Origin of the sequence: Halomonas sp. KHS3, from assembly GCF_000830495.1 — a bacterium.
In the GTDB taxonomy this organism is placed as follows: Bacteria; Pseudomonadota; Gammaproteobacteria; order Pseudomonadales; family Halomonadaceae; genus Vreelandella; species Vreelandella titanicae.
Window position 1 is genome coordinate 182,408 of the sequence record NZ_JWHY01000001.1, and the last position, 18,728, is coordinate 201,135.

An 18,728-nucleotide genomic window follows, 5' to 3' on the forward strand; every position below is an offset into this window, starting at 1 on the left:
CGGCCATTATAACGACCGCTCGTTAATTTTTCCCTAGCAGGGCATCGCGAAACGCTTCCCCCAGAGTTACCAAGCACGGCAGAGCATTAGATCGCAGTGCGGTTCACACAGCAGCATCTCGGTTAGCTGGCTGGTGTGATGGGGCTGACCGCGACTACCGATCATCACGAGATCGGGCGTGTGGCGCTTCATATATGCTTGCAGCACATCACAGGGCGCGCCTTGTTCTAACACCAACTCCACATCGGGAACTCCTTCTAACTCGCGCATCAGGCTATCGACTTCGTTACTCAACTGCTCACGCAGGCGCTGCACTTCATGTTCACGCCAATGGGCGTAATAGGCTTGCGAACCCAACTCGCGCTCGCCGGGTAGCGTCCAGGCGTGCAGCAAGGTCAGCGTGGCTTCAGGGAAGCGAATCAGCGCCTCTTTCAAGGTATGCCGCGCCGTCAGCGAAAAATCGATAGGTACCAGAATATGCTGCCAGGGCTGGGTCGGCTGGTGAGAAGAGACCACCACAGGGCATGGTGCGCTGCGCAGCACGCGCATTGCCGTGGTACCCGCAAGCAGGTCTTTTTGCCCACGCTTGCGATGCATGCCCAGCACAATCAGCTCAGCGTTGCGTTCATGAGCTTCGCGGACGATTTCAACGTGAGGCGAGCCGGTCACGGTCTGGATCAGCGTTTTCGGCGCCTCTAGGGCGTAGTCTTCGCGTAGATCCGTCAACATGGTGGTGATGTCTTCCACTACCGCGCTCTCGACATCCAATAGCACACGTCTGGGCAGGTAAGGATCCAACACGTGCAGCACGTCTAGCTGAACCCCCTGGGCATAGGCCAAACGCAACGCCCGAGCAAAAGCGGCACGATTATCAGCGGAAAGATCGGTGGCAAACAGAATGGTGCGAGGCATGGCGAAACGCTCCTCGGCTGAGCAGCTCAGCCTTACAAGCCGTTAAGCAAACACTCCTTAGCATGGTGTGCAATGTCCATTCTCGCAAGCACTGTTGCCCAAATGCCACTGGCTACAGCTAGCATCACCACCAAGCGTGAAAATGGTGCACCGGGCCGCGCCCTTTTCCTACGTTTAAGCGCACGCTCGCCTCCAGGGCTGCATGCAGCCACTGCTTGGCATCACTGATAGCGGCTACCGGGGCATCCCCTTCGGCATACACGGGTAGCTTCGCCAAGCAGGCGGCGATCGCTGAGGAGAGCGCACAGCCGGTACCGTGCAAATTGTCGGTATCGATTCGCGAGGCGGGCAACCACTCATGACCATTGGGGGTTGCCAGCAAGTCTGGGCAGGTTTCCCCGCGCAGATGGCCGCCTTTCAGCACCACATAGGGCGCGCCCAATTGCGTTAACCCCGGCAGCATCGCTTCCATGGCGTCTAAACTGGTGGGCGACGGCGTGTCGAGCAATACAGCGGCTTCCGGCAGATTGGGGGTAATCACATCGGCTAGCGGCACGAGAATATCGCGGACTGCATGAATACCGGCGTCGTCGACCAGAACATCCCCGCTCTTGGCGACCATCACAGGGTCGAGCACAATCCAGCGTGGGCGGCGCTGACGCAGCACATCAGCAATAACCTCGGCGACTTCACGGCTCGCCACCATGCCAATTTTAACCGCGTCTATCACCACATCATCCAGCAGGTGTTCCAACTGCTCGCGTATGGCCTGAGGCGAAACGGGGTACACCGAGGCCACCCTGCAGGTATTCTGGGCAATCACCGCGGTAATCACGTTGGTGCCGTAAACGCCAAGGGCTGAAAAGGTTTTTAGATCTCCCTGCAGCCCGGCGCCCCCCGAGGGATCGGAGCCGGCGATGGTAAGCACATTGCGAAGACGGGAATGGGTAGACATGGGGCTCCTTCACGGCAAAAACGTCACTGTACGCCTAGGATACCCAAGCTGGGCGACTTATGCTGCCGAAAACGTACATACCAAACACACTAACGAGCCGCCCGAAGGCGGCTCGTTAGTGTGTATCAAGCACGGCAAACTATTGCGCGGTGTCACCTTCCGGGTTGCGGGCGTTGTAATACGCCTGCTCGGAGATGGCGTGGTAATCCTCGACCTTCTCCTGGAACGCTTGATAGGAGTCATAGATACGCGTAGCTAATTCGCTCGATTCAGCCAGCTCGGCGACCACATCTTGAGAGTGCTCACGCGCCTGGGCCAGTACGTCATCGGGAATGCGGCGTAGCTCAACATCGTGCTCGTTCACCAGGGTTTCCAGCGCATCGTTGTTACGTGCGGTGTACTCATCCAGTACGCTCTGGTTAATGTCGCTAATAGCGGTACGCAGGATCGCCTGCAAATCCGCTGGCAGCTCCGCGAAAGCCTCTTCGTTGACAATCGCCTCAAACATGACCGTCGGCTCGTGCCAGCCTGGGTAGTAATAATAGTCGGCGGCTTGATGTAGTCCGAATGCCAGGTCGTTGTAAGGGCCAATCCACTCTGTTGCGTCAATCGCACCGGATTGCAGCGAAGTAAAGATCTCGCCACCCGGCATATTCACAATCGCGACCCCCATGCGGCTCATCACTTCGCCACCCAGGCCCGGCATACGCATTTTCAGTCCGTCGAGGTCGGCAACCGAATTGATCTCTTTGTTGTACCAGCCCCCCATCTGCACGCCTGAGGCACCCGCCACCATGACGTCAACGCCGAAGTCATCGTAGAGCTCGTTCCACAACTCCATACCGCCGCCATAGCTTAGCCAAGCGTTCATCTCTTGTGCATTCATGCCAAACGGCACGGCAGCAAAGAACTGCGCAGCAGGCGCTTTGCCTTTCCAGTAGTAGGAGGCGGAGTGGCCTAGCTCAGCGGTACCGTCAGAAACGGCGTCAAACACCTCAAACCCCGGTACCAACTGGCCAGCACCGAAGACTTCAATGGTCAGGCGGCCATCCGACATTTCATCGACCAGCTGGGATAACCGCTCGGGACCCTGACCAACACCTGGGAAATTTTTCGGCCAGGAGGTGACCATTTTCCAACGGAATTCTTCCTCTTGCGCCTGGGCGTGATTATCAACGCTAGAGACTGCCAACAAACTGGCGGAAAGTGCAGTCGTCATGGCGATGGCAGTAGGGAGTGTCTTGGCTTTCATACAATAACCCTCTTACTTTCTATTATTACTATTATGAGTAGGGAATACTCCGCCTAGCGTAGAACACTAGGCGGTTTACTTCAGGCCATTAATGGCTATTTACTGCTTATTAATTAGGTTGCCACTTCTTAACGTTGATAGCAGCGATGTTTTTCAACTAACCCTTTATTAGCCAAACTGCGCTGGCAGCCACGTTGCCAACTGCGGGAAGAACGTTAGCATCAGCAACATACCCAGTTGCATTAGGATAAACGGGATAACGCCACGGTAAATAGCCGAGGTAGATACAGATGGCGGCGCTACGCCACGCAGATAGAACAGCGCAAAGCCGAACGGCGGCGTTAAGAACGACGTTTGTAGGTTAATCGCGATCATGATGCCCAGCCAAATCGGGTCAAGGCCCATGGCAAGCAAGATCGGCCCGACAATGGGCACCACCACAAAGGTGATTTCGATAAAGTCGAGAATAAAGCCGAGCAAAAAGATCACCAGCATAACGATGATCGTCGCGCCGACCACCCCACCAGGCATACCCTCGAACAGTTCGGTCACCATGTGTTCGCCGCCGTAAGCGCGAAACACCAGCGAAAACAGCGCTGCACCGATCAGGATCAAAAACACCATGGTAGTCACGTGAGTGGTCGAACGCAGCACGTCCTTCAACGTCGCCCAATCGAGCTGACGATAAGCCAGCGCCAGTACTAAAGCGCCGAAGGCGCCTACCGCTGAAGCCTCGGTCGGCGTGGCAAAACCACTAAGAATCGAGCCCAGTACCGCCACAATCAGCACCACCGGTGGCACCAGCCCTTTGAGCAGTAGCATGCCAATCCCTGAGGTATGACCAAGCTCGGCCATCAACTCTTCACGGTCGGCAGCAGGCGCCATATGCGGACGCAACCAGGCCACCAGGGCCACATAGACCATGTACATCACGACCAGAAGTAGCCCAGGCACCAGCGCGCCCATAAACAGGTCGCCCACGGAGACCGTTTTAGGGCTGAAGATACCCATATCCAACTGCGCCTGCTGATACGCCGATGACAGCACATCACCAAGCAGTACCAAGGCAATGGAAGGCGGAATAATCTGCCCCAGAGTGCCGGTGGCGCAGATGGTGCCGGTTGCCAACGAGGTGCTGTAGCCACGCTTTAGCATGGTGGGAAGCGACATCAGCCCCATGGTGACCACCGTGGCCCCCACAATACCGGTAGAGGCAGCCATCAGCATACCCACCAGGGTCACCGAAATACCCAGGCCACCGCGCATGGCACCAAACAGCAGGGCCATGGCATCCAGCAGCGTCTCAGCCACTTTGGATTTTTCCAGCAACACGCCCATCAAGACAAATAGCGGCACCGCCAACAGCGTTTGGTTGGTCATTATGCCGTAGAGCCGGTTGGGCAAGGCGGCAAGATAGCCACTATCAAAGTTAGCGTCGATACCGATGGCTTCCAACCCGAGTCCCATTCCGGCAAACAGCAGCGCCGTGCCCGCCAGCGAAAGCGCCACGGGAAAGCCGAACATCAACACAATACAGATAACGGCAAATAAAATAACTGGCATAAATTCCAGCATCAAACACGCTCCTCAAGGTGATTTCCACCAGCAGCTCCCGGCGTTATCCGCCCGGTCATCACGTAGCCATTGCGCACAATTTCAATCACGCCTTGCACGATCATCAGCACGGCAAACAACGGTATCAAGGTTTTCAGAGCGTAGACTGCCGGAATACCGCCGTAATCGGAGGAGGTCTCCAGAATACGCCAGGAGTTGGCCACGTAGCCCAGACTGGAAGCGATGATAAAGACCATCACTGGAATCAATAGCGTGATAATGCCCACCACATTGATTAACGCCTGGCGACGCGGGGTCATGCCTCGATAGAAGATATCCACCCGCACGTGGCCGTCGTGGCGAAACGTATAGGCGGCAGCGAGCATAAACACGCTGGCGTGCATATACATCACTAGTTCTTGCATGAAGATGCTATTCACACTGAAGGCATAGCGAAGCAGTACAATCGCGAACTGAATCAACATCATAAGGATGATCAGCCACGCAAGGGTACGCCCGAACCATTCGGAAGCGCGGTCCAGCGCACCAATAAAAGCAGGTAGTTGTGTTGTGTCCGACATGGGAGTGTCTCGCGTAAAACGGCTAAGGGGATCAGCGTCCCAGACAATAGCGCATATACGCGGACAATGCAGCGCTCACGGAGTGCACAGCGTGCTTATTATTAAACGCTTGAACGAATTGCCGCTAAACAGGCCTCGGGCAAGGGTAAATCGACAGCAATCGGCAGGTGGTCAGAGAAGAGATGATCCAGCACCCGCACTTCGGCGGCCTCTAACGATTGCGAAAGCAGAATATGATCCAACGCATGGCGCGGCTGCCAGGAGGGGTAACTGAACAGGGGTTTAACCGGGTGCAGCGGTAGCGACGCACTAAAACGCTCGTGAGCGTGCAGTTGGTCAGGGGTGCAGTTGAGATCCCCCATGACCACCACGTGGCGCAGTGGTTGAATGATATCGCTTAAGTAGTTGAGCTGACGCACCCGGCCGCGGTGGCTTAGCGCCAGGTGGGCAACAAAGATATGCAGCGCATCAGGCCCTTCGCCAAAGCGGGCGTGAATCGCACCGCGCCCTGGCATTGCCCCCGGCAAACGGTGCTCTTCTATTTGGCTGGGTACCAAGCGCGAGAGTAAACCGTTACTGTGCTGGGCAATGTGCCCCAGATTGCGATTGAGCTGCTGAACATGATGGGGAAACCCTGCTTGGGCAGCGAGATACTCCACCTGATTGACGCGGCTTGAGCGAAAACTACCGCCATCGACCTCTTGCAGCCCCACCACGTCAAACTTGCTCAGCACTTCGCCCATCACGTCCAGCCGCTTCTGGCGACGCGGGTTGGGCAGTAGGTGCTGCCAACTGCGCGTAAGATAGTGATGGTACGCCGAGGTCTGGATGCCCACCTGCAAATTAAAGGTCAGCAAACGCAAGTGCCCATCTTCAAACAGCGTCGAGCGTGAGCCATTGATGGCTGTTGTGTCACGCTCCCTCGCTTCACGCAACACGGTTACTCTGCGCGCTCTTCACGCACCTGCTCAACCAACGCTTCAGCGACTTTCGGCATGTTTTCCAGGCTACCGGCTGAGCTCGGCGTCACCAGAAAACGGCCATCAATCACCAGGGCAGGCACACCCATTAACTTCATTTTGCGCATACGGTTATTGGCATCATTCACTTCGCTACGCACACTAAAGTCAGTCAGCGCTTGCTTGGCCTCTTCTTCGCTGACGCCGTAGTTGGCAAAGAAAGCAGCAATCTCATCGGGCTCTGTGAGCGACTGATTTTCCTGATGAATGGCGTTAAAGAAGTCGGCGTGTAGCTCCTCTTCGATACCCAGCGACTCAGCTGCATAGAATGCTGTAGCGTGGGTATTCCAATCCCCACCCATGGTGGCGGGCATTTTGACGACACTAACGTCATCGTCCAGGGTCTCGTACCACTCATTAATCGGCGTTTGCAGGCGGTAGCAGTGCGGGCAGCCAAACCAAAATACTTCGGTGACTTCAATTTGCCCGTCATCAACCTGGGTTTCTACCGGCGTTTCAAGCAGCTCATAATGTTGGCCTTCAACCACTTCCTGGGCACTCACTGCCGCAGAAAGCCCCAAACCGGCCAGTGCGACCATTAACGTTTTAAACATCGCTCGCGTTTTAGACATTGTAAAAGTTTCTCCATGGGTAAGCGAAGGGTGAGACCGTGGATACATTAGCGGGTTCCCTCAGTTAGCAAACGTTGCCAAGAACGTTGCCTAGTGAGAACCCGCAAACGGCATAAGGAAGTATGTAGGCTGTCTATGTGTGGTTTTAAACGCCCAGGGTTAGAACGTTAGTTCAAACCCAACACTTAGTTTAAACCCAATACATAGTTAGCCACTGCTTCCATATCGTTGTCGCTCATTTTTGAAGCGATGTCGCCCATGATGTTATTGGGGCTATTGTTACGATCACCTGAGGCGAATGCCTGCAACGTTGAGACCGTGTACTGAGCGTGCTGCCCAGATAGACCGGGGTAAACGGCGCTGCCGATACCGACACCCGTTGGCGTATGGCAGGCTGAACAGGCAGGAATGCCCTTGGACATATCACCAGCGCGGTAAAGCTCTTCACCGCGAGCCAGCAACTCAGCGTCTTCGTCGCTGGTCTGGCCCAAGTTGGCATCCTGGCGTGCAAAGTGTGCTGCCACATCCCAGGCATCCTGGTCGGAGAAGTCATCCACTTGGCCGGCCATTTGGGGAACCATGCGGTTGCCGTCGCGGATATCCATAATCTGTTTCGCCAGATAGGACATCTGCTGACCCGCTAGATTAGGGAAAGCGCCCGATGGGCTAATGCCCTGTTGCCCATGACAGGCGGCACAGGTCTGGGCCATTTCCTGGCCAGCGGATGCGTCAGCATCAGCTTGATAGTCCGTTTGAGCGTGGGCGATGCCAACGGCGCCCATGGTAATTGCTAGGCTTGCCAGTAACTTTCTCATTGCTATTCCACTATGCCGTTTTATGTTTGACTGGTACGCACCCTGGGCGCTTCCCAGGTTTCACAAGTTACCAGGGTTAGCTCCGCCAATACCAACCTTCGCTAATACCAACAACGTATCGCGATGGTACACTAGCGCCCCAGGTCGCAGATATAAACCGCTTGCATTATAACGAATCACCCCAGCGGCGGGAATGCAAGTGCTGGACTGCTTTAGGGGTAATTCGTCGCGGTACTGCTCTCAATTCTCTATCATGAGTCGCTATCATGCGTTCTACTTTATCGAAGCGATAGAGAGGTGATAGTGCGCAGAGTAGGCCGCTTTTATGTTCGTTTTTCAGGATCAACCCAATGACTACCCCCCATGATAGCCCAGTCCCTCGGCTGAACTACCCGACGGCAAGTTTTCTTATCAGCGCCCCCACCCTGGCCCTGTGCCCGGACGATACCGGCGCAGAAGTAGCCTTTGCCGGGCGTTCAAACGCGGGCAAATCCAGTGCTATCAACGCATTAACGCAACAAAATGCGTTAGCGCGCACCTCGCGCACACCGGGGCGCACCCAGCTGATCAACTTTTTCAGCGTTATGAACGACGAGTCGCGGCGTTTGGTCGACCTACCCGGCTACGGCTACGCCAAGGTGCCGGAAGCGGTCAAGCTAGAGTGGCAAAAGCACCTAGCCGAGTACCTGCGCAACCGTTTCAGTCTACGCGGCTTAGTACTGCTAATGGACGTGCGCCACCCGCTCACCGAGTTCGACCAAATGATGCTCGATTATGCTGACCAGCGCGGAATGCCGGTGCATATTTTGCTCACCAAAGCCGACAAACTGAAAAAAGGCCCTGCCAGCGCTGCGTTGCAAAAAGTGCGCTCACGCTTGAAAGAGTGGGAAGACCTCGTCTCTGTTCAGCTGTTCTCTTCACTCAAGCGCGACGGCGTCGATACGCTGTCCCAGAAGCTCAATCAGTGGCTGTATACACCGCCAGAATGAGGCGCCTCTAACTTCTCGAGAATGCTGGGCAGCTCTTTAATATGGGCAATACGATGCACGCGCGTGGGGAGCGGTTGATCCTCTGTTTCAGAAATCCATACCGCGTGCATGCCCAACTGCTGGGCAGGTAACACGTCCTCCTGCCACGAATCGCCCACGTGCATAGCACACTCGGGGGAAACGTTTAAGCGCGACAGCGCGGTGAGGAATGGCGTCGGATCAGGCTTGGGCGCCAGTAACTCACCCGCGGCAATGGCCACCGGAAAGTAGCCAGCCAGCGGCTGACGTTTAAGATGAATATTACCGTTGGTGATCGCCGCCAACTGATAGCGCTCTGCCAGGGCAGCCAGCAGTCCGGCCGCTTCTGGATGGGGCGTGACCTGCACGCGCAGGCGGTGAAACTCATTCATCGCTGCTGCTGCCCACATCAACGCAGCACTGCGGTGCAGACCTGCGTGTTCTAACTGGGCCTCCAGTGAGCGCAAACGTAGCCAAGTGAAGTCGCCGCGCCGTTCGGGCACCTCTTTGGCCAACTGTTGACGGCGCTGCAGATAATCCAGCCCGCCGCTTTCGTGGGATAACGCCAGCGCTGTTTCCTGGCGTGCCGCTCGCCATGCCTCAAGTGCCTCCAGTAGCCAGCGGTAGTGGCCCTCTTCGGTACGCGCCATGACTCCGTGGTTGTCCCATAGGGTGTCGTCCAAATCGAAGGTAATGGCCTGCAGCATCGTCATGGTTTGCTCCTGGGGCTATTCTTACTGTCGTTGGGGCCTCGTTTAGCACGGGGGTGCGCTGCGTCGTAGCTGGTCGCCAGATGCTGCCAATCAAGCCGGGTGTAGATTTGCGTGGTCGATAGATTGGCGTGCCCCAACAGCTCTTGCACGGCGCGCAGATCCTGGCTCGACTCCAACAGGTGACTGGCAAAGGAGTGCCGCAAACGGTGCGGGTGCAGGTGTTCGGGCAAGCCACGGGCAATCGACAGCTGAGCTAAACGCTTTTGAATGGCACGATGGCCCAAGCGCTGCCCGCGTTGGCCCACAAATAGCGCCTGCTCAGTAATAGGTGCCAGCGCTGAGCGACATCCCAGCCACTCAGCCAGCGCCTGCTGGGCGCGGCGCCCTACCGGCACCTGACGCGGCTTGCCGCCTTTGCCGATCACCCTTACCCGGCTATTCTGCAAATCGCCCAAATCAAGCGCCGCCAGCTCCGCTAAGCGCAGGCCACTGGAGTAAAACAGTTCAAGAATAGCCTGATCTCGCACGCCCAGCGGCGAGCCATCGTGGGGGGTATCGAGAAAGCGCGCCAGGGCGTCGACATCCACCGGGCGCGGCAGGTGGCTGGGCTGTTTGGGCGTACGCAGTAGTCCCACCGGGTTATCGACCAGCACACCCTGCTTGACCAGGTAATCGGCGAAGCGGGAAAGTGCCGCCCGCCGCCGGGCAAGGCTTCTAGGCGCCAGCCCCCGGCTACGCTCCGATCCCAGAAAAGCCCGCAGCAGGGCGGTGTCTAACGCTGCAGGATTTGTCACATCGCGTCGCTCGGTGAAGTTACACAGTGCGGCCAAATCATGCTGATAAGCCGCCACCGTGGCAGGGCTAGCATGGGACGCCAGCGCTGCTAAAAAAGCCTCAACGCGCTTGGCTATCGTTATTTCCGTTGGGAGAGCTTCAGCCATAGTCGCCCAGGCGCACCAGCAGGCGCGCGACGATATCGCCCAAGTACTCAGTGAACAGCGTATCCATGCTGGCCCGATAAGCATCGGGGCTGGGGCTGGCCAGTAGCAAATAACCCAAAGGATCACCCGCCGAGAGCCGTGAAATCGCACAGGAACCGGCTTTGCGCGGCGCTTTGACATGGGGCAGCAAGCACTTCCAGTCGCTGACGCTAAGCTTCACACAACGGCTGGTGCGGCCATCCAGCAGCGCCGACAGCCGCGTGCTGGCATGTTGATCAAGCACGTGCCGTGGCGGTTGAGGCGGCGTCGGTTCACTATCGCTTAACGTGGCCGGACACCACAGCGCCATGGCCGGGGTTTCAAAGCGCTCGCTAAGCTGGGTGGCCAGCGCTTGCGCCAGCGCATCGCGATCCGGCGCTTCCACCAGGGCTATCAACGTTTCCCGCAGCCGGCGGTACTGGGATTCGTTATGGCGAGCAGTCTCCAGCAGGTGCTCCAGGCGGCCCTCGGCGGTTTCCGCGCGCTTACGCAGGTCTAACACCAAGCGTTCTAGCAGTGACACCGCCCCGTCGATATGCGGGTGGGGCACCTGCAGCTGCTGCAGTAACCCTTCACGACCGACGAAAAAATCGGGATGGCGCGCCAGCCAGAACGCCACTTGATCAGGCTCGAGCGTTTTGCGGGGTTCAGGGGCTTGTGACATCGCCGTTCTCCTCGAATTAATTAAGTGCTACGCGGCCATCGAAGACGCGTGTAGCTGGCCCCACCATCGTTAGCGCCCCTTCAGGGTCAGGCCACTCAATGCTGAGCTCTCCACCGGGTAAATGGACTTTTACGGGGCTTTTTAGCAGCCCCTGGCGAATACCGCTGGCCACTGCAGCGCAGGCACCGGTACCGCAGGCCAGCGTTTCGCCACTGCCGCGCTCATACACACGCAAACGAATTTCACTGGGCGAGAGTACCTGCATAAAGCCCACGTTAACACGCTTGGGAAAACGCGGATGCGCCTCTACCAACGGCCCGAGGCGCTCCACCGGGGCGCTATCAACGTTCTCAACCTGCATCACAGCATGTGGGTTTCCCATAGAGACCACGCCGATCTGCAGCGTTTCATCACCCACTTGTAACTGATGCAGGGGTTGATCCCCAGGGGCATCGAACGGCAGCGCCAAAGGGCTAAACCGCGGGCGGCCCATATCCACTCGCACCATACCGTCGTGCTGCACGGTCAGCACCAACGGGCCCCCGGCGGTTTCTACGTGGATTTCATGCTTGTGGGTCAATCGCTGATCGCGCACGAAGCGGGCAAAGCAGCGTGCACCGTTGCCACAATTTTCCACTTCACTGCCGTCAGCATTGTAAATGCGGTAGCGAAAATCCATCTCTGGATCCCGGGGCGGTTCGACGAGCAACAACTGATCAAAGCCAATGCCGAAACGCCGGTCTGCCAGTGCACGAATCTGAGCTTCGTCCAACCGGGCGCGCTGAGTGACTAGATCCACCATGACAAAGTCATTACCCAGGCCATGCATTTTGGTGAAGTGTAACAGCATCAACGCCCCCCTTCGGGCAGCAGCGCTTCACCCGCCCACAGACTGGCAACGGTTTCCCGCGCGCGCACCACATGGCAGCTGTCGCCATCAACCATTAACTCGGCGGCGCGAGGGCGACTGTTATAGTTCGACGCCATAACAAAACCGTAGGCCCCCGCCGAGCGCACCGCCAAAAGATCGCCTTCGGTAATCGCCAGCTCGCGTTCCTTACCCAGGAAGTCACCCGTTTCACACACTGGGCCCACTACGTCGTAAAGGGCGCTTTCGCGTGTTTGACGAGTATCCACCGGCACAATCGCCTGCCAGGCCTGGTACAGCGCCGGGCGAATCAGGTCATTCATGGCCGCATCGACAATGGCGAAGTTCTTGGTCTCTCCAGGCTTGAGAAACTCTACCCGAGTGAGCATGACACCCGCATTGGCGGCGATGGAGCGACCGGGTTCAAACAGCAACGTAAGCGCTTCGCCACCTTCCCAACGCGAAAGCCGCGCCAACAGTTGGCTAGCGTAATCAAACGGCTGGGGCGGTTTTTCATCGCGGTAAGGCACGCCTAAACCGCCACCTAAATCAAGGTGCTCGATTTCGATGCCCCGCTCACGCAGCCGCTCCATAAGCACCAGTAAGCGATCAAGGGCATCCAGGAAGGGTGCGGTTTCAGTTAGCTGTGAACCGATGTGGCAGTCGAGCCCCTTCACCTGCAAATTGGGCAGGCTTGCGGCTAGTTCGTAAACCGCCAACGCTTCATCCACCGGGATGCCGAACTTATTATCCTTCAAACCAGTGGAGATATACGGATGAGTACCCGCATCCACGTCTGGGTTGACCCGCAATGAGACCGGGGCAATTTTCCCCAACTCACCGGCGACACGATTCAAGCGCTCAAGTTCGGGGCGTGACTCAACGTTAAAGCACTTAATGCCCACGTCCAGCGCACGAACCATTTCATGGGGTTGCTTGGCAACGCCCGAAAACACTACTTTCGCCGGGTCGCCACCGGCTTTTAGCACCCGCTCAAGCTCACCGATAGAGACAATATCGAACCCCGCGCCCAGCTTGGCCAACAAGCCCAGCACCGCCAGGTTAGAGTTGGCTTTCACCGCGTAACAAATCAGGTGCGGGTGACCACCCAGTGCTTCGGTATAGGCGCGAAAGTGACGTTCAAACGTCGCTTTTGAGTAGACGTAGCAGGGCGTGCCGAACTCGTCGGCAATGCGTGACAGCGGTACATCTTCGGCGTACAGCACGCCATCGCGGTAATTAAAATAGTCCATGGTGCTCTCCCCTTCTCCTGGGCCTGCAGCTATCTATTCAGACGCCTGGGCAGATTGCTCGTCAGCGGGTGCATCTTCCGGCAGATAAAGCGGCCCTTTTTGCCCACAGCCGACAACCGCGGTTAACAGCAGCGCCGAAAGGGCCATGATTGCCAGCGTTTTCATGCGCCCGCCTTGAGCGCACTCAGCGCCTCACGCGCTCGCTGGGCAGCTGCCCGCACCTGGTTGGGTGCTGTGCCACCAATATGGTTCCGGGCGGCTACCGAGCCTTCCAGGGTCAACACCTCGAACACATCCTGCTCGATGGTATCGGAGAACTGTTTGAGCTCATCCAGGCTCATCTCAGACAGGTCTTTTTCGCTTTTAAGGCCATACGCCACCGACTGCCCGACGATTTCGTGGGCATCGCGGAAGGCCACGCCTTTACGCACCAGATAGTCGGCCAAGTCCGTCGCGGTAGAGAAACCACGCCGCGCCGCTTCATACATGCTGGCTTTCTTGGGCTCAATGGCGGGCACCATATCGGCAAACGCTTTTAAGCAGTCGCGCACGGTATCCACTGCATCGAACAGCGGCTCTTTATCTTCCTGATTGTCTTTGTTGTAGGCCAGCGGCTGCGATTTCATCAGCGTTAGCAGCGACATCAGGTGGCCGTACACGCGGCCGGTTTTGCCGCGCACCAGCTCAGGCACATCGGGGTTTTTCTTCTGCGGCATGATTGAAGAGCCGGTGCAGAAGCGGTCGGGCAAGTCGATAAAGTTGAACTGGGCGCTGGTCCATAGCACCAGTTCTTCGCTCATGCGCGAAAGATGCATCAGTAGGATGCTGGCGAAGCTGGTGAATTCGATAGCGAAGTCACGATCTGAGACCGCGTCCAGAGAGTTTTCTGTTGGACGGTCAAAGCCTAATAGTTCCGCTGTCACGTGGCGGTCGATGGGATAGGTAGTGCCAGCCAGGGCGGCAGCACCCAGCGGCATTACGTTGACGCGCTTGCGGCAGTCCAGCAGGCGCTCGTGATCCCGGGCCAGCATCTCTTGCCAAGCCAGAATATGGTGGCCAAAGGTGACCGGCTGGGCGGTTTGCAGGTGGGTAAAACCGGGCATAATGGTCTCGGCTTCACGATCAGCCAGTTCGATCATGCCTTCACGCAGACGCTTGAGCTCCACTTCGATAACATCGATCTCATCGCGCATAAACAGGCGAATATCGGTGGCGACCTGGTCGTTGCGCGAGCGCCCGGTGTGGAGTTTTTTGCCGGTAATACCGATCTTTTCGGTCAGCCGCGCTTCGATGTTCATATGCACATCTTCCAGCGGCACCGACCAGTTAAACTCGCCGCGCTCGATTTCGCCCTGAATCTCGTTCAGGCCATTAATAATCGCATCACGCTCGTCATCGGTGAGCACGCCTACCCGAGCCAGCATAGTGGCGTGGGCGATGGAGCCCTGGATGTCCTGGGGGGCCAGGCGCTGGTCGAAATTAACTGACGCGGTGAAGCGTGCAACAAAGGCATCGGTGGGCTCGCTAAAGCGACCGCCCCAAGACTGATTCGTGGCTTGGCTCATCGAAGATATATCCTGCTGACAAAACAATGGAGTCGTTAGCAGAAAGTGTACCAGAGTCACCACGGTCAGCGGCACGCCGTTTTTATTTCTGTGGCGGCTAAGAGCGTGACGTTACGACGGCAGGTGGTTTGTGGAGAAACGCGTGCAGGGCACTTAGGGACATGGGGCGGGCAAAGTAGTAGCCCTGATAGTAGTCACAGTGACGCTGCTGCAGGTAGCCAAACTGCTCTGCCGTTTCTACGCCTTCTATCAACACTTCGAGCCCCATTTTCCCCGCCATGGCGACCACGCCGTCGATAATAGCGGCATCGTGGCGGTCTGAAATCACATCGCGCACAAAGGATCGGTCAATCTTGATGCGATTAATCGGCAGCCGCTTTAAATAGCTTAGGCTAGAGAAGCCGGTGCCAAAATCGTCTAGTGCAATCAGGACTCCCAGCGCTCGCAAATTCTTTAACGCCTGGATTGCTTGTTCGGCGCTATCCATCAGCACCCCCTCGGTAAGCTCCAGCTCTAACAACGCTGGCGTTAGACCGCTGCTCGCCAGCACCTGCTCAATGGAGGTGAGGAAGCCAGGGCGTTGAAACTGCATAGGCGAAATATTGACCGCCATGGTGATCTCGCCTAACCCCAGGCCATTGAGCTGCTGGGCATCGCGACAGGCAGTAGCCAACACCCACTCGCTAATGGGAATGATCTGACTAGTATCCTCGGCAAGGCTAATAAAATCAGATGGTGGGATATTGCCGCGCTCAGGGTGCTGCCAGCGGATCAGCGCTTCAACCCCCACCACGCGACCGCTTGGCGCGTGAATCTGCGGCTGGTAATGAAGCTCGAACTGCTGCTGCTCAATGGCTTGCTGTAGCGCGCTGCGTAAGCTAACCCGTTCGCTCACCTTGCGGTTCAAGTCTTCGGTATACCAGTGGTAGGTATTGCGCCCGCGCCGTTTGGCTTTATACATTGCCAAATCCGCCTGCTGAATAAGCTGGCGGGGGTTGTCCATGCTGCCGTCATTGATGGCAATGCCGATACTGGCGGTGATGCGCAGCTCGCTGTCGCGGTACCAGTAGGGCGGCGAAAGCCCCTGGAGAACCCGCTCGACCACCTGTATCACATCGTCCTGATGGGCTAGATCCGGCAACAACACCACAAACTCATCGCTGCCAAAACGCGCGACGGTGTCCCAGGGGCGCAGTTCATTCTCCAACCGCCTGGCCACTTCAACCAGAATAAAGTCGCCCACTTCATGGCCCAAGGTATCGTTGATCGGCTTAAAATCGTCCAAATCGATAAACAGCACGGCTATATAGCGATGGTAGCGGCGCGCCATCACGCCTCCCTCTTCCAAGCGCTGACCAAGTAACAAGCGGTTGGGCAGCCCGGTCAAGGCGTCGTGATGGGCGTTATGGTCAAGTTGAGCCTGATATTCGCGCTGTTCAGAGATATCATTCTGTACGCCTACAAAGTGGGTCACTTGGCCGTTCTCATCGCGTACAGGTGAAATGTGCAAGTCGTTCCAAAAAACCGTGCCGTCATGCCGATAGTTACGGATGACCACGTGTACTTCACGCTGCTCGGCAATCCCTACCTTTAGCTGCTTGACAGTGGCGGGGTCGGTTTCTTCCCCCTGTAGGAAACGGCAGTTACGCCCCAGTGCCTGGTTGCGCGAATAGCCGGTAATGCGCTCAAAGGCAGCGTTGACGTAAACCAGAGACAGATCGCTGCTCTGAGCATCGACAATAAGAACACCATTGGTGCTTGATTCAACGCTACGCTCCAATAATTTTAGCTGTTGTTCGCTGGCTTTACGCCGCGTAATCACCCGGGCGATTACGTAAATCACGTCCTCCCCCAATGACGGCGAAATTTCTAACCAGTGCTGCTTGCCGGTTGCGGAAACAGCGCGCACCTCAAAAGGAATGACCTTTTCGCCTTGGTGCACTCGCTGTAACGCCCGTTCGATCACCGGGTGGTCAAGGGGGTTAATGACGACACCACAGGAACGCCCGATCAACTGTTCAGAGGTATATCCCAGCAGCGTCTCGAAGGCTGGATTGACTTGCAGCAGCGTGCCTTTAAAGTCGATACAGCAGAACAGATCCCGTGAAAGCAGGAAAAACTGGTCAAGCTGGCCGCGGGGTAACACTGAGGACATACAATTTCCTAGGGGGACGGATAAAGCACGTTACGGGAGCATAATCAGTTCCGTTATTTTTACTGTGGCGCTCGGTGCTTTATGATGACACTTATCATAGCTTGACTCGCCGTGTCTGCGGTATAGGGAGAATAACGTGCTATCAATCACCAAACTGCGCATTGCCACGCGTAAAAGCCAACTGGCCATGTGGCAGGCTGAGTACGTTCGTGACCGCTTAATGGCGGCTCACAGCGGCCTTGAGGTCGAGCTTGTCGCTCTGTCTACCAAGGGCGACAAAATTCTCGATACACCGCTTTCAAAAATTGGCGGTAAAGGGCTGTTCGTTAAAGAGCTGGAAGACGCCATGCTCGATGGCCGTGCCGATATTGCCGTCCACTCGATGAAAGATGTACCCATGCACTTCCCCGAAGGGCTGGGCCTGTCGGTCATTCTAGAGGGCGCCGACCCTACCGATGCGTTTGTATCCAACCACTACTCTAGCATTGATGAGCTCCCCGAAGGGGCGCGTATTGGCACCGCCAGCTTACGCCGCGGGCTGCAGATACGTGAAGCCCGCCCCGACCTGCAAATTCTCAACTTGCGCGGCAACGTACAAACGCGGCTAGGTAAATTAGACGCGGGCGAATTTGACGCCATCATCCTGGCGACCTCGGGCCTTAAGCGGCTGGGCTTGGATGAGCGGATTGCCCAGGCACTGCCGCCGGAAGTGTGCCTGCCCGCCTGCGGCCAAGGAGCCCTAGGCATTGAGTGCCGCCTGCATGACCCCGAGCTGATTGCGTTGCTAGCCCCGCTGGATGACGCGGATACCGCGACGCGTGTGCGCGCCGAACGGGCCATGAACACGCGCTTAGAGGGCGGCTGCCAAGTGCCTATTGCGGGCCACGCGGTGCTGGATATTGAAAATGAAACCCTTTGGCTACGCGGCTTAGTGGGCAACCCAGAGGGCACCGAAGTGCTGCGCGCCGAAGGCCGTGGTTCGATGCATGAGCCCGAAGCGTTGGGCATTCGCATTGCCGAAGAGCTGCTCGACCAAGGCGCTGGCGATATTTTGGCTGAGGTTTACGGCCGCGCCATATGAGCCAACCGGTACTGATCTGCCGCCCTGGCGAGCGAGGTGAAGCACTGGCTGCTGCTCTGCGCGAGCGGGGCGAGAGCGTTGAATCACTCAACGTGATGCAACTCGAAGTCTTACCAGAAACCCCTGAAATGCGGCGTATCTGGCTGGATATTGATCAGTACCATAAGATAATAGTCATCAGCCCCTTTGCGGCCACTTGCTTAAGTGAAGCGCTGGATCGCTTCTGGCCACAGCTGCCCATTGGCATTGACTACTACAGCGTTGGCAGCGCCACCGCGGCAACGCTTTATGATCAGTTGGGTGTCCGCGTGCATGTGCCTTCGCCGAGTGCGGGCGAAGATACCAGCGAAGCACTGCTTGCGCTTGCCTCGCTTCAGCAATTAGCGCACCAGCGCATTCTACTGGTGGCGGGCGAAGGTGGCCGCCCGCTGCTCGCTGAAACGCTTGCCGAGCGGGGGGCGCAGGTGACTCGCGTAGCGGTGTATCGACGCACGTTTCACCCCCTTGAACCCGCTCTGCAAACGCGCCTTTTTTCAGGTAATTACCGGGCGTTGATCGTCACCAGCAGCGAACTGCTGGAACATCTGGCAAAATGGTGCAATCAGGCGGCCTTGAACCAACCGCTAATCGTTTCCAGTCGCCGTTTGGCTACACTGGCTGGCATACTGGGTTTTTGTGACCCCAAGGTGGCGTCCGGAGCTACGCCAGCTGCGTTGATAGCGGCGTTGGAGACCTGCGACCCACAGGGTGCCGATGTCGATCAAGGAACTTACTAAGGGCTA

19 protein-coding genes are annotated in these 18,728 nt (G+C 57.1%); 3 read left to right on the forward strand and 16 right to left on the reverse strand.

The features are described from left to right. Positions 1 to 66: 66 nt before the first annotated feature. The 8 genes from RO22_RS00865 to RO22_RS00900 form a co-directional block, all read right to left on the reverse strand. On the reverse strand, positions 67 to 912 hold the full coding sequence (locus RO22_RS00865) for a universal stress protein (RefSeq protein WP_041157312.1): 846 nt from the start codon (positions 910 to 912) through the stop codon (positions 67 to 69). Between the two features lie 124 nt (positions 913 to 1,036). Beyond that, entirely contained in the window at positions 1,037 to 1,867 is an 831-nt protein-coding gene (gene thiD, locus RO22_RS00870; protein ID WP_041157313.1) for a bifunctional hydroxymethylpyrimidine kinase/phosphomethylpyrimidine kinase, read from the reverse strand. A gap of 139 nt (positions 1,868 to 2,006) precedes the next feature. Then, positions 2,007 to 3,119 (reverse strand): TRAP transporter substrate-binding protein, encoded by a 1,113-nt coding sequence (locus tag RO22_RS00875; protein WP_009286225.1) that lies wholly within the window; start codon positions 3,117 to 3,119, stop codon positions 2,007 to 2,009. 168 nt (positions 3,120 to 3,287) lie between these two features. Continuing rightward, complete coding sequence (locus RO22_RS00880) at positions 3,288 to 4,694, reverse strand: TRAP transporter large permease subunit (RefSeq protein ID WP_022521229.1); 1,407 nt, start codon at positions 4,692 to 4,694, stop codon at positions 3,288 to 3,290. After that, positions 4,694 to 5,254 (reverse strand): TRAP transporter small permease subunit, encoded by a 561-nt coding sequence (locus RO22_RS00885; RefSeq protein ID WP_009286227.1) that lies wholly within the window; start codon positions 5,252 to 5,254, stop codon positions 4,694 to 4,696. The genes RO22_RS00880 and RO22_RS00885 overlap by 1 nt, the downstream gene beginning before the upstream one ends. A gap of 101 nt (positions 5,255 to 5,355) precedes the next feature. Then, positions 5,356 to 6,189, reverse strand: a complete 834-nt coding sequence (locus RO22_RS00890; protein ID WP_089691363.1) for an endonuclease/exonuclease/phosphatase family protein — start codon at positions 6,187 to 6,189, stop codon at positions 5,356 to 5,358. A 5-nt stretch (positions 6,190 to 6,194) separates the two neighbouring features. Further along, a complete protein-coding gene (locus RO22_RS00895) occupies positions 6,195 to 6,827 on the reverse strand; it encodes a thiol:disulfide interchange protein DsbA/DsbL (RefSeq protein WP_027957988.1) in 633 nt (210 codons plus the stop codon). A 203-nt stretch (positions 6,828 to 7,030) separates the two neighbouring features. Beyond that, the gene (locus tag RO22_RS00900) at positions 7,031 to 7,660 is read right to left on the reverse strand and encodes a c-type cytochrome (RefSeq protein WP_022521226.1); all 630 of its coding nucleotides are present in this window, start codon (positions 7,658 to 7,660) and stop codon (positions 7,031 to 7,033) included. A 350-nt stretch (positions 7,661 to 8,010) separates the two neighbouring features. Here RO22_RS00900 and yihA point away from each other — a divergent pair, with 350 nt between their 5' ends. Continuing rightward, positions 8,011 to 8,649 carry a ribosome biogenesis GTP-binding protein YihA/YsxC gene (gene yihA, locus RO22_RS00905; RefSeq protein ID WP_009286228.1) on the forward strand — a complete coding sequence of 213 codons (639 nt, stop codon included), beginning with the start codon at positions 8,011 to 8,013 and terminating at the stop codon, positions 8,647 to 8,649. On the opposite strand, the gene RO22_RS00910 is transcribed toward yihA, so the two are convergent. The 8 genes from RO22_RS00910 to RO22_RS00940 form a co-directional block, all read right to left on the reverse strand. Then, the gene (locus RO22_RS00910; protein ID WP_041157314.1) at positions 8,622 to 9,380 is read right to left on the reverse strand and encodes an HAD family hydrolase; all 759 of its coding nucleotides are present in this window, start codon (positions 9,378 to 9,380) and stop codon (positions 8,622 to 8,624) included. The two genes, yihA and RO22_RS00910, sit on opposite strands and share 28 nt — an antisense overlap. Continuing rightward, positions 9,377 to 10,321: a tyrosine recombinase XerC gene (locus RO22_RS00915; RefSeq protein ID WP_041157315.1), complete on the reverse strand. Its 945-nt coding sequence runs from the start codon at positions 10,319 to 10,321 to the stop codon at positions 9,377 to 9,379. The genes RO22_RS00910 and RO22_RS00915 overlap by 4 nt, the downstream gene beginning before the upstream one ends. After that, complete coding sequence (locus tag RO22_RS00920; RefSeq protein ID WP_022521223.1) at positions 10,314 to 11,024, reverse strand: DUF484 family protein; 711 nt, start codon at positions 11,022 to 11,024, stop codon at positions 10,314 to 10,316. The genes RO22_RS00915 and RO22_RS00920 overlap by 8 nt, the downstream gene beginning before the upstream one ends. A gap of 16 nt (positions 11,025 to 11,040) precedes the next feature. Then, the gene (gene dapF, locus RO22_RS00925; RefSeq protein WP_022521222.1) at positions 11,041 to 11,874 is read right to left on the reverse strand and encodes a diaminopimelate epimerase; all 834 of its coding nucleotides are present in this window, start codon (positions 11,872 to 11,874) and stop codon (positions 11,041 to 11,043) included. Beyond that, a complete protein-coding gene (lysA, locus tag RO22_RS00930; RefSeq protein WP_022521221.1) occupies positions 11,874 to 13,145 on the reverse strand; it encodes a diaminopimelate decarboxylase in 1,272 nt (423 codons plus the stop codon). The genes dapF and lysA overlap by 1 nt, the downstream gene beginning before the upstream one ends. A 33-nt stretch (positions 13,146 to 13,178) precedes the next feature. Further along, a complete protein-coding gene (gene lptM, locus RO22_RS24930; protein WP_022521220.1) occupies positions 13,179 to 13,310 on the reverse strand; it encodes an LPS translocon maturation chaperone LptM in 132 nt (43 codons plus the stop codon). After that, positions 13,307 to 14,710: an argininosuccinate lyase gene (gene argH, locus RO22_RS00935; protein WP_022521219.1), complete on the reverse strand. Its 1,404-nt coding sequence runs from the start codon at positions 14,708 to 14,710 to the stop codon at positions 13,307 to 13,309. The genes lptM and argH overlap by 4 nt, the downstream gene beginning before the upstream one ends. A 97-nt stretch (positions 14,711 to 14,807) precedes the next feature. After that, positions 14,808 to 16,865 carry an EAL domain-containing protein gene (locus RO22_RS00940; protein WP_041157316.1) on the reverse strand — a complete coding sequence of 686 codons (2,058 nt, stop codon included), beginning with the start codon at positions 16,863 to 16,865 and terminating at the stop codon, positions 14,808 to 14,810. A gap of 136 nt (positions 16,866 to 17,001) precedes the next feature. Here RO22_RS00940 and hemC point away from each other — a divergent pair, with 136 nt between their 5' ends. Together hemC and RO22_RS00950 are read left to right on the forward strand one after the other, a co-directional pair. After that, positions 17,002 to 17,946, forward strand: coding sequence for a hydroxymethylbilane synthase (gene hemC / locus RO22_RS00945; protein ID WP_041157317.1), 945 nt, complete (start codon positions 17,002 to 17,004; stop codon positions 17,944 to 17,946). Beyond that, positions 17,943 to 18,722: a uroporphyrinogen-III synthase gene (locus RO22_RS00950; protein WP_041157318.1), complete on the forward strand. Its 780-nt coding sequence runs from the start codon at positions 17,943 to 17,945 to the stop codon at positions 18,720 to 18,722. The genes hemC and RO22_RS00950 overlap by 4 nt, the downstream gene beginning before the upstream one ends. Positions 18,723 to 18,728 lie beyond the last annotated feature (6 nt).

Excerpts from the sequence above, each read along its gene's own strand:
- RO22_RS00865 (WP_041157312.1), bottom strand. The coding sequence starts at position 912 with ATGCCTCGCACCATTCTGTTTGCCACCGATCTTTCCGCTGATAATCGT.
- thiD (WP_041157313.1), bottom strand. The coding sequence starts at position 1,867 with ATGTCTACCCATTCCCGTCTTCGCAATGTGCTTACCATCGCCGGCTCC.
- RO22_RS00875 (WP_009286225.1), bottom strand. The coding sequence starts at position 3,119 with ATGAAAGCCAAGACACTCCCTACTGCCATCGCCATGACGACTGCACTT.
- RO22_RS00880 (WP_022521229.1), bottom strand. The coding sequence starts at position 4,694 with ATGCTGGAATTTATGCCAGTTATTTTATTTGCCGTTATCTGTATTGTG.
- RO22_RS00885 (WP_009286227.1), bottom strand. The coding sequence starts at position 5,254 with ATGTCGGACACAACACAACTACCTGCTTTTATTGGTGCGCTGGACCGC.
- RO22_RS00895 (WP_027957988.1), bottom strand. The coding sequence starts at position 6,827 with ATGTTTAAAACGTTAATGGTCGCACTGGCCGGTTTGGGGCTTTCTGCG.
- RO22_RS00900 (WP_022521226.1), bottom strand. The coding sequence starts at position 7,660 with ATGAGAAAGTTACTGGCAAGCCTAGCAATTACCATGGGCGCCGTTGGC.
- yihA (WP_009286228.1), top strand. The coding sequence starts at position 8,011 with ATGACTACCCCCCATGATAGCCCAGTCCCTCGGCTGAACTACCCGACG.
- RO22_RS00910 (WP_041157314.1), bottom strand. The coding sequence starts at position 9,380 with ATGACGATGCTGCAGGCCATTACCTTCGATTTGGACGACACCCTATGG.
- RO22_RS00915 (WP_041157315.1), bottom strand. The coding sequence starts at position 10,321 with ATGGCTGAAGCTCTCCCAACGGAAATAACGATAGCCAAGCGCGTTGAG.
- RO22_RS00920 (WP_022521223.1), bottom strand. The coding sequence starts at position 11,024 with ATGTCACAAGCCCCTGAACCCCGCAAAACGCTCGAGCCTGATCAAGTG.
- dapF (WP_022521222.1), bottom strand. The coding sequence starts at position 11,874 with ATGCTGTTACACTTCACCAAAATGCATGGCCTGGGTAATGACTTTGTC.
- lysA (WP_022521221.1), bottom strand. The coding sequence starts at position 13,145 with ATGGACTATTTTAATTACCGCGATGGCGTGCTGTACGCCGAAGATGTA.
- lptM (WP_022521220.1), bottom strand. The coding sequence starts at position 13,310 with ATGAAAACGCTGGCAATCATGGCCCTTTCGGCGCTGCTGTTAACCGCG.
- argH (WP_022521219.1), bottom strand. The coding sequence starts at position 14,710 with ATGAGCCAAGCCACGAATCAGTCTTGGGGCGGTCGCTTTAGCGAGCCC.
- RO22_RS00940 (WP_041157316.1), bottom strand. The coding sequence starts at position 16,865 with ATGTCCTCAGTGTTACCCCGCGGCCAGCTTGACCAGTTTTTCCTGCTT.
- RO22_RS00950 (WP_041157318.1), top strand. The coding sequence starts at position 17,943 with ATGAGCCAACCGGTACTGATCTGCCGCCCTGGCGAGCGAGGTGAAGCA.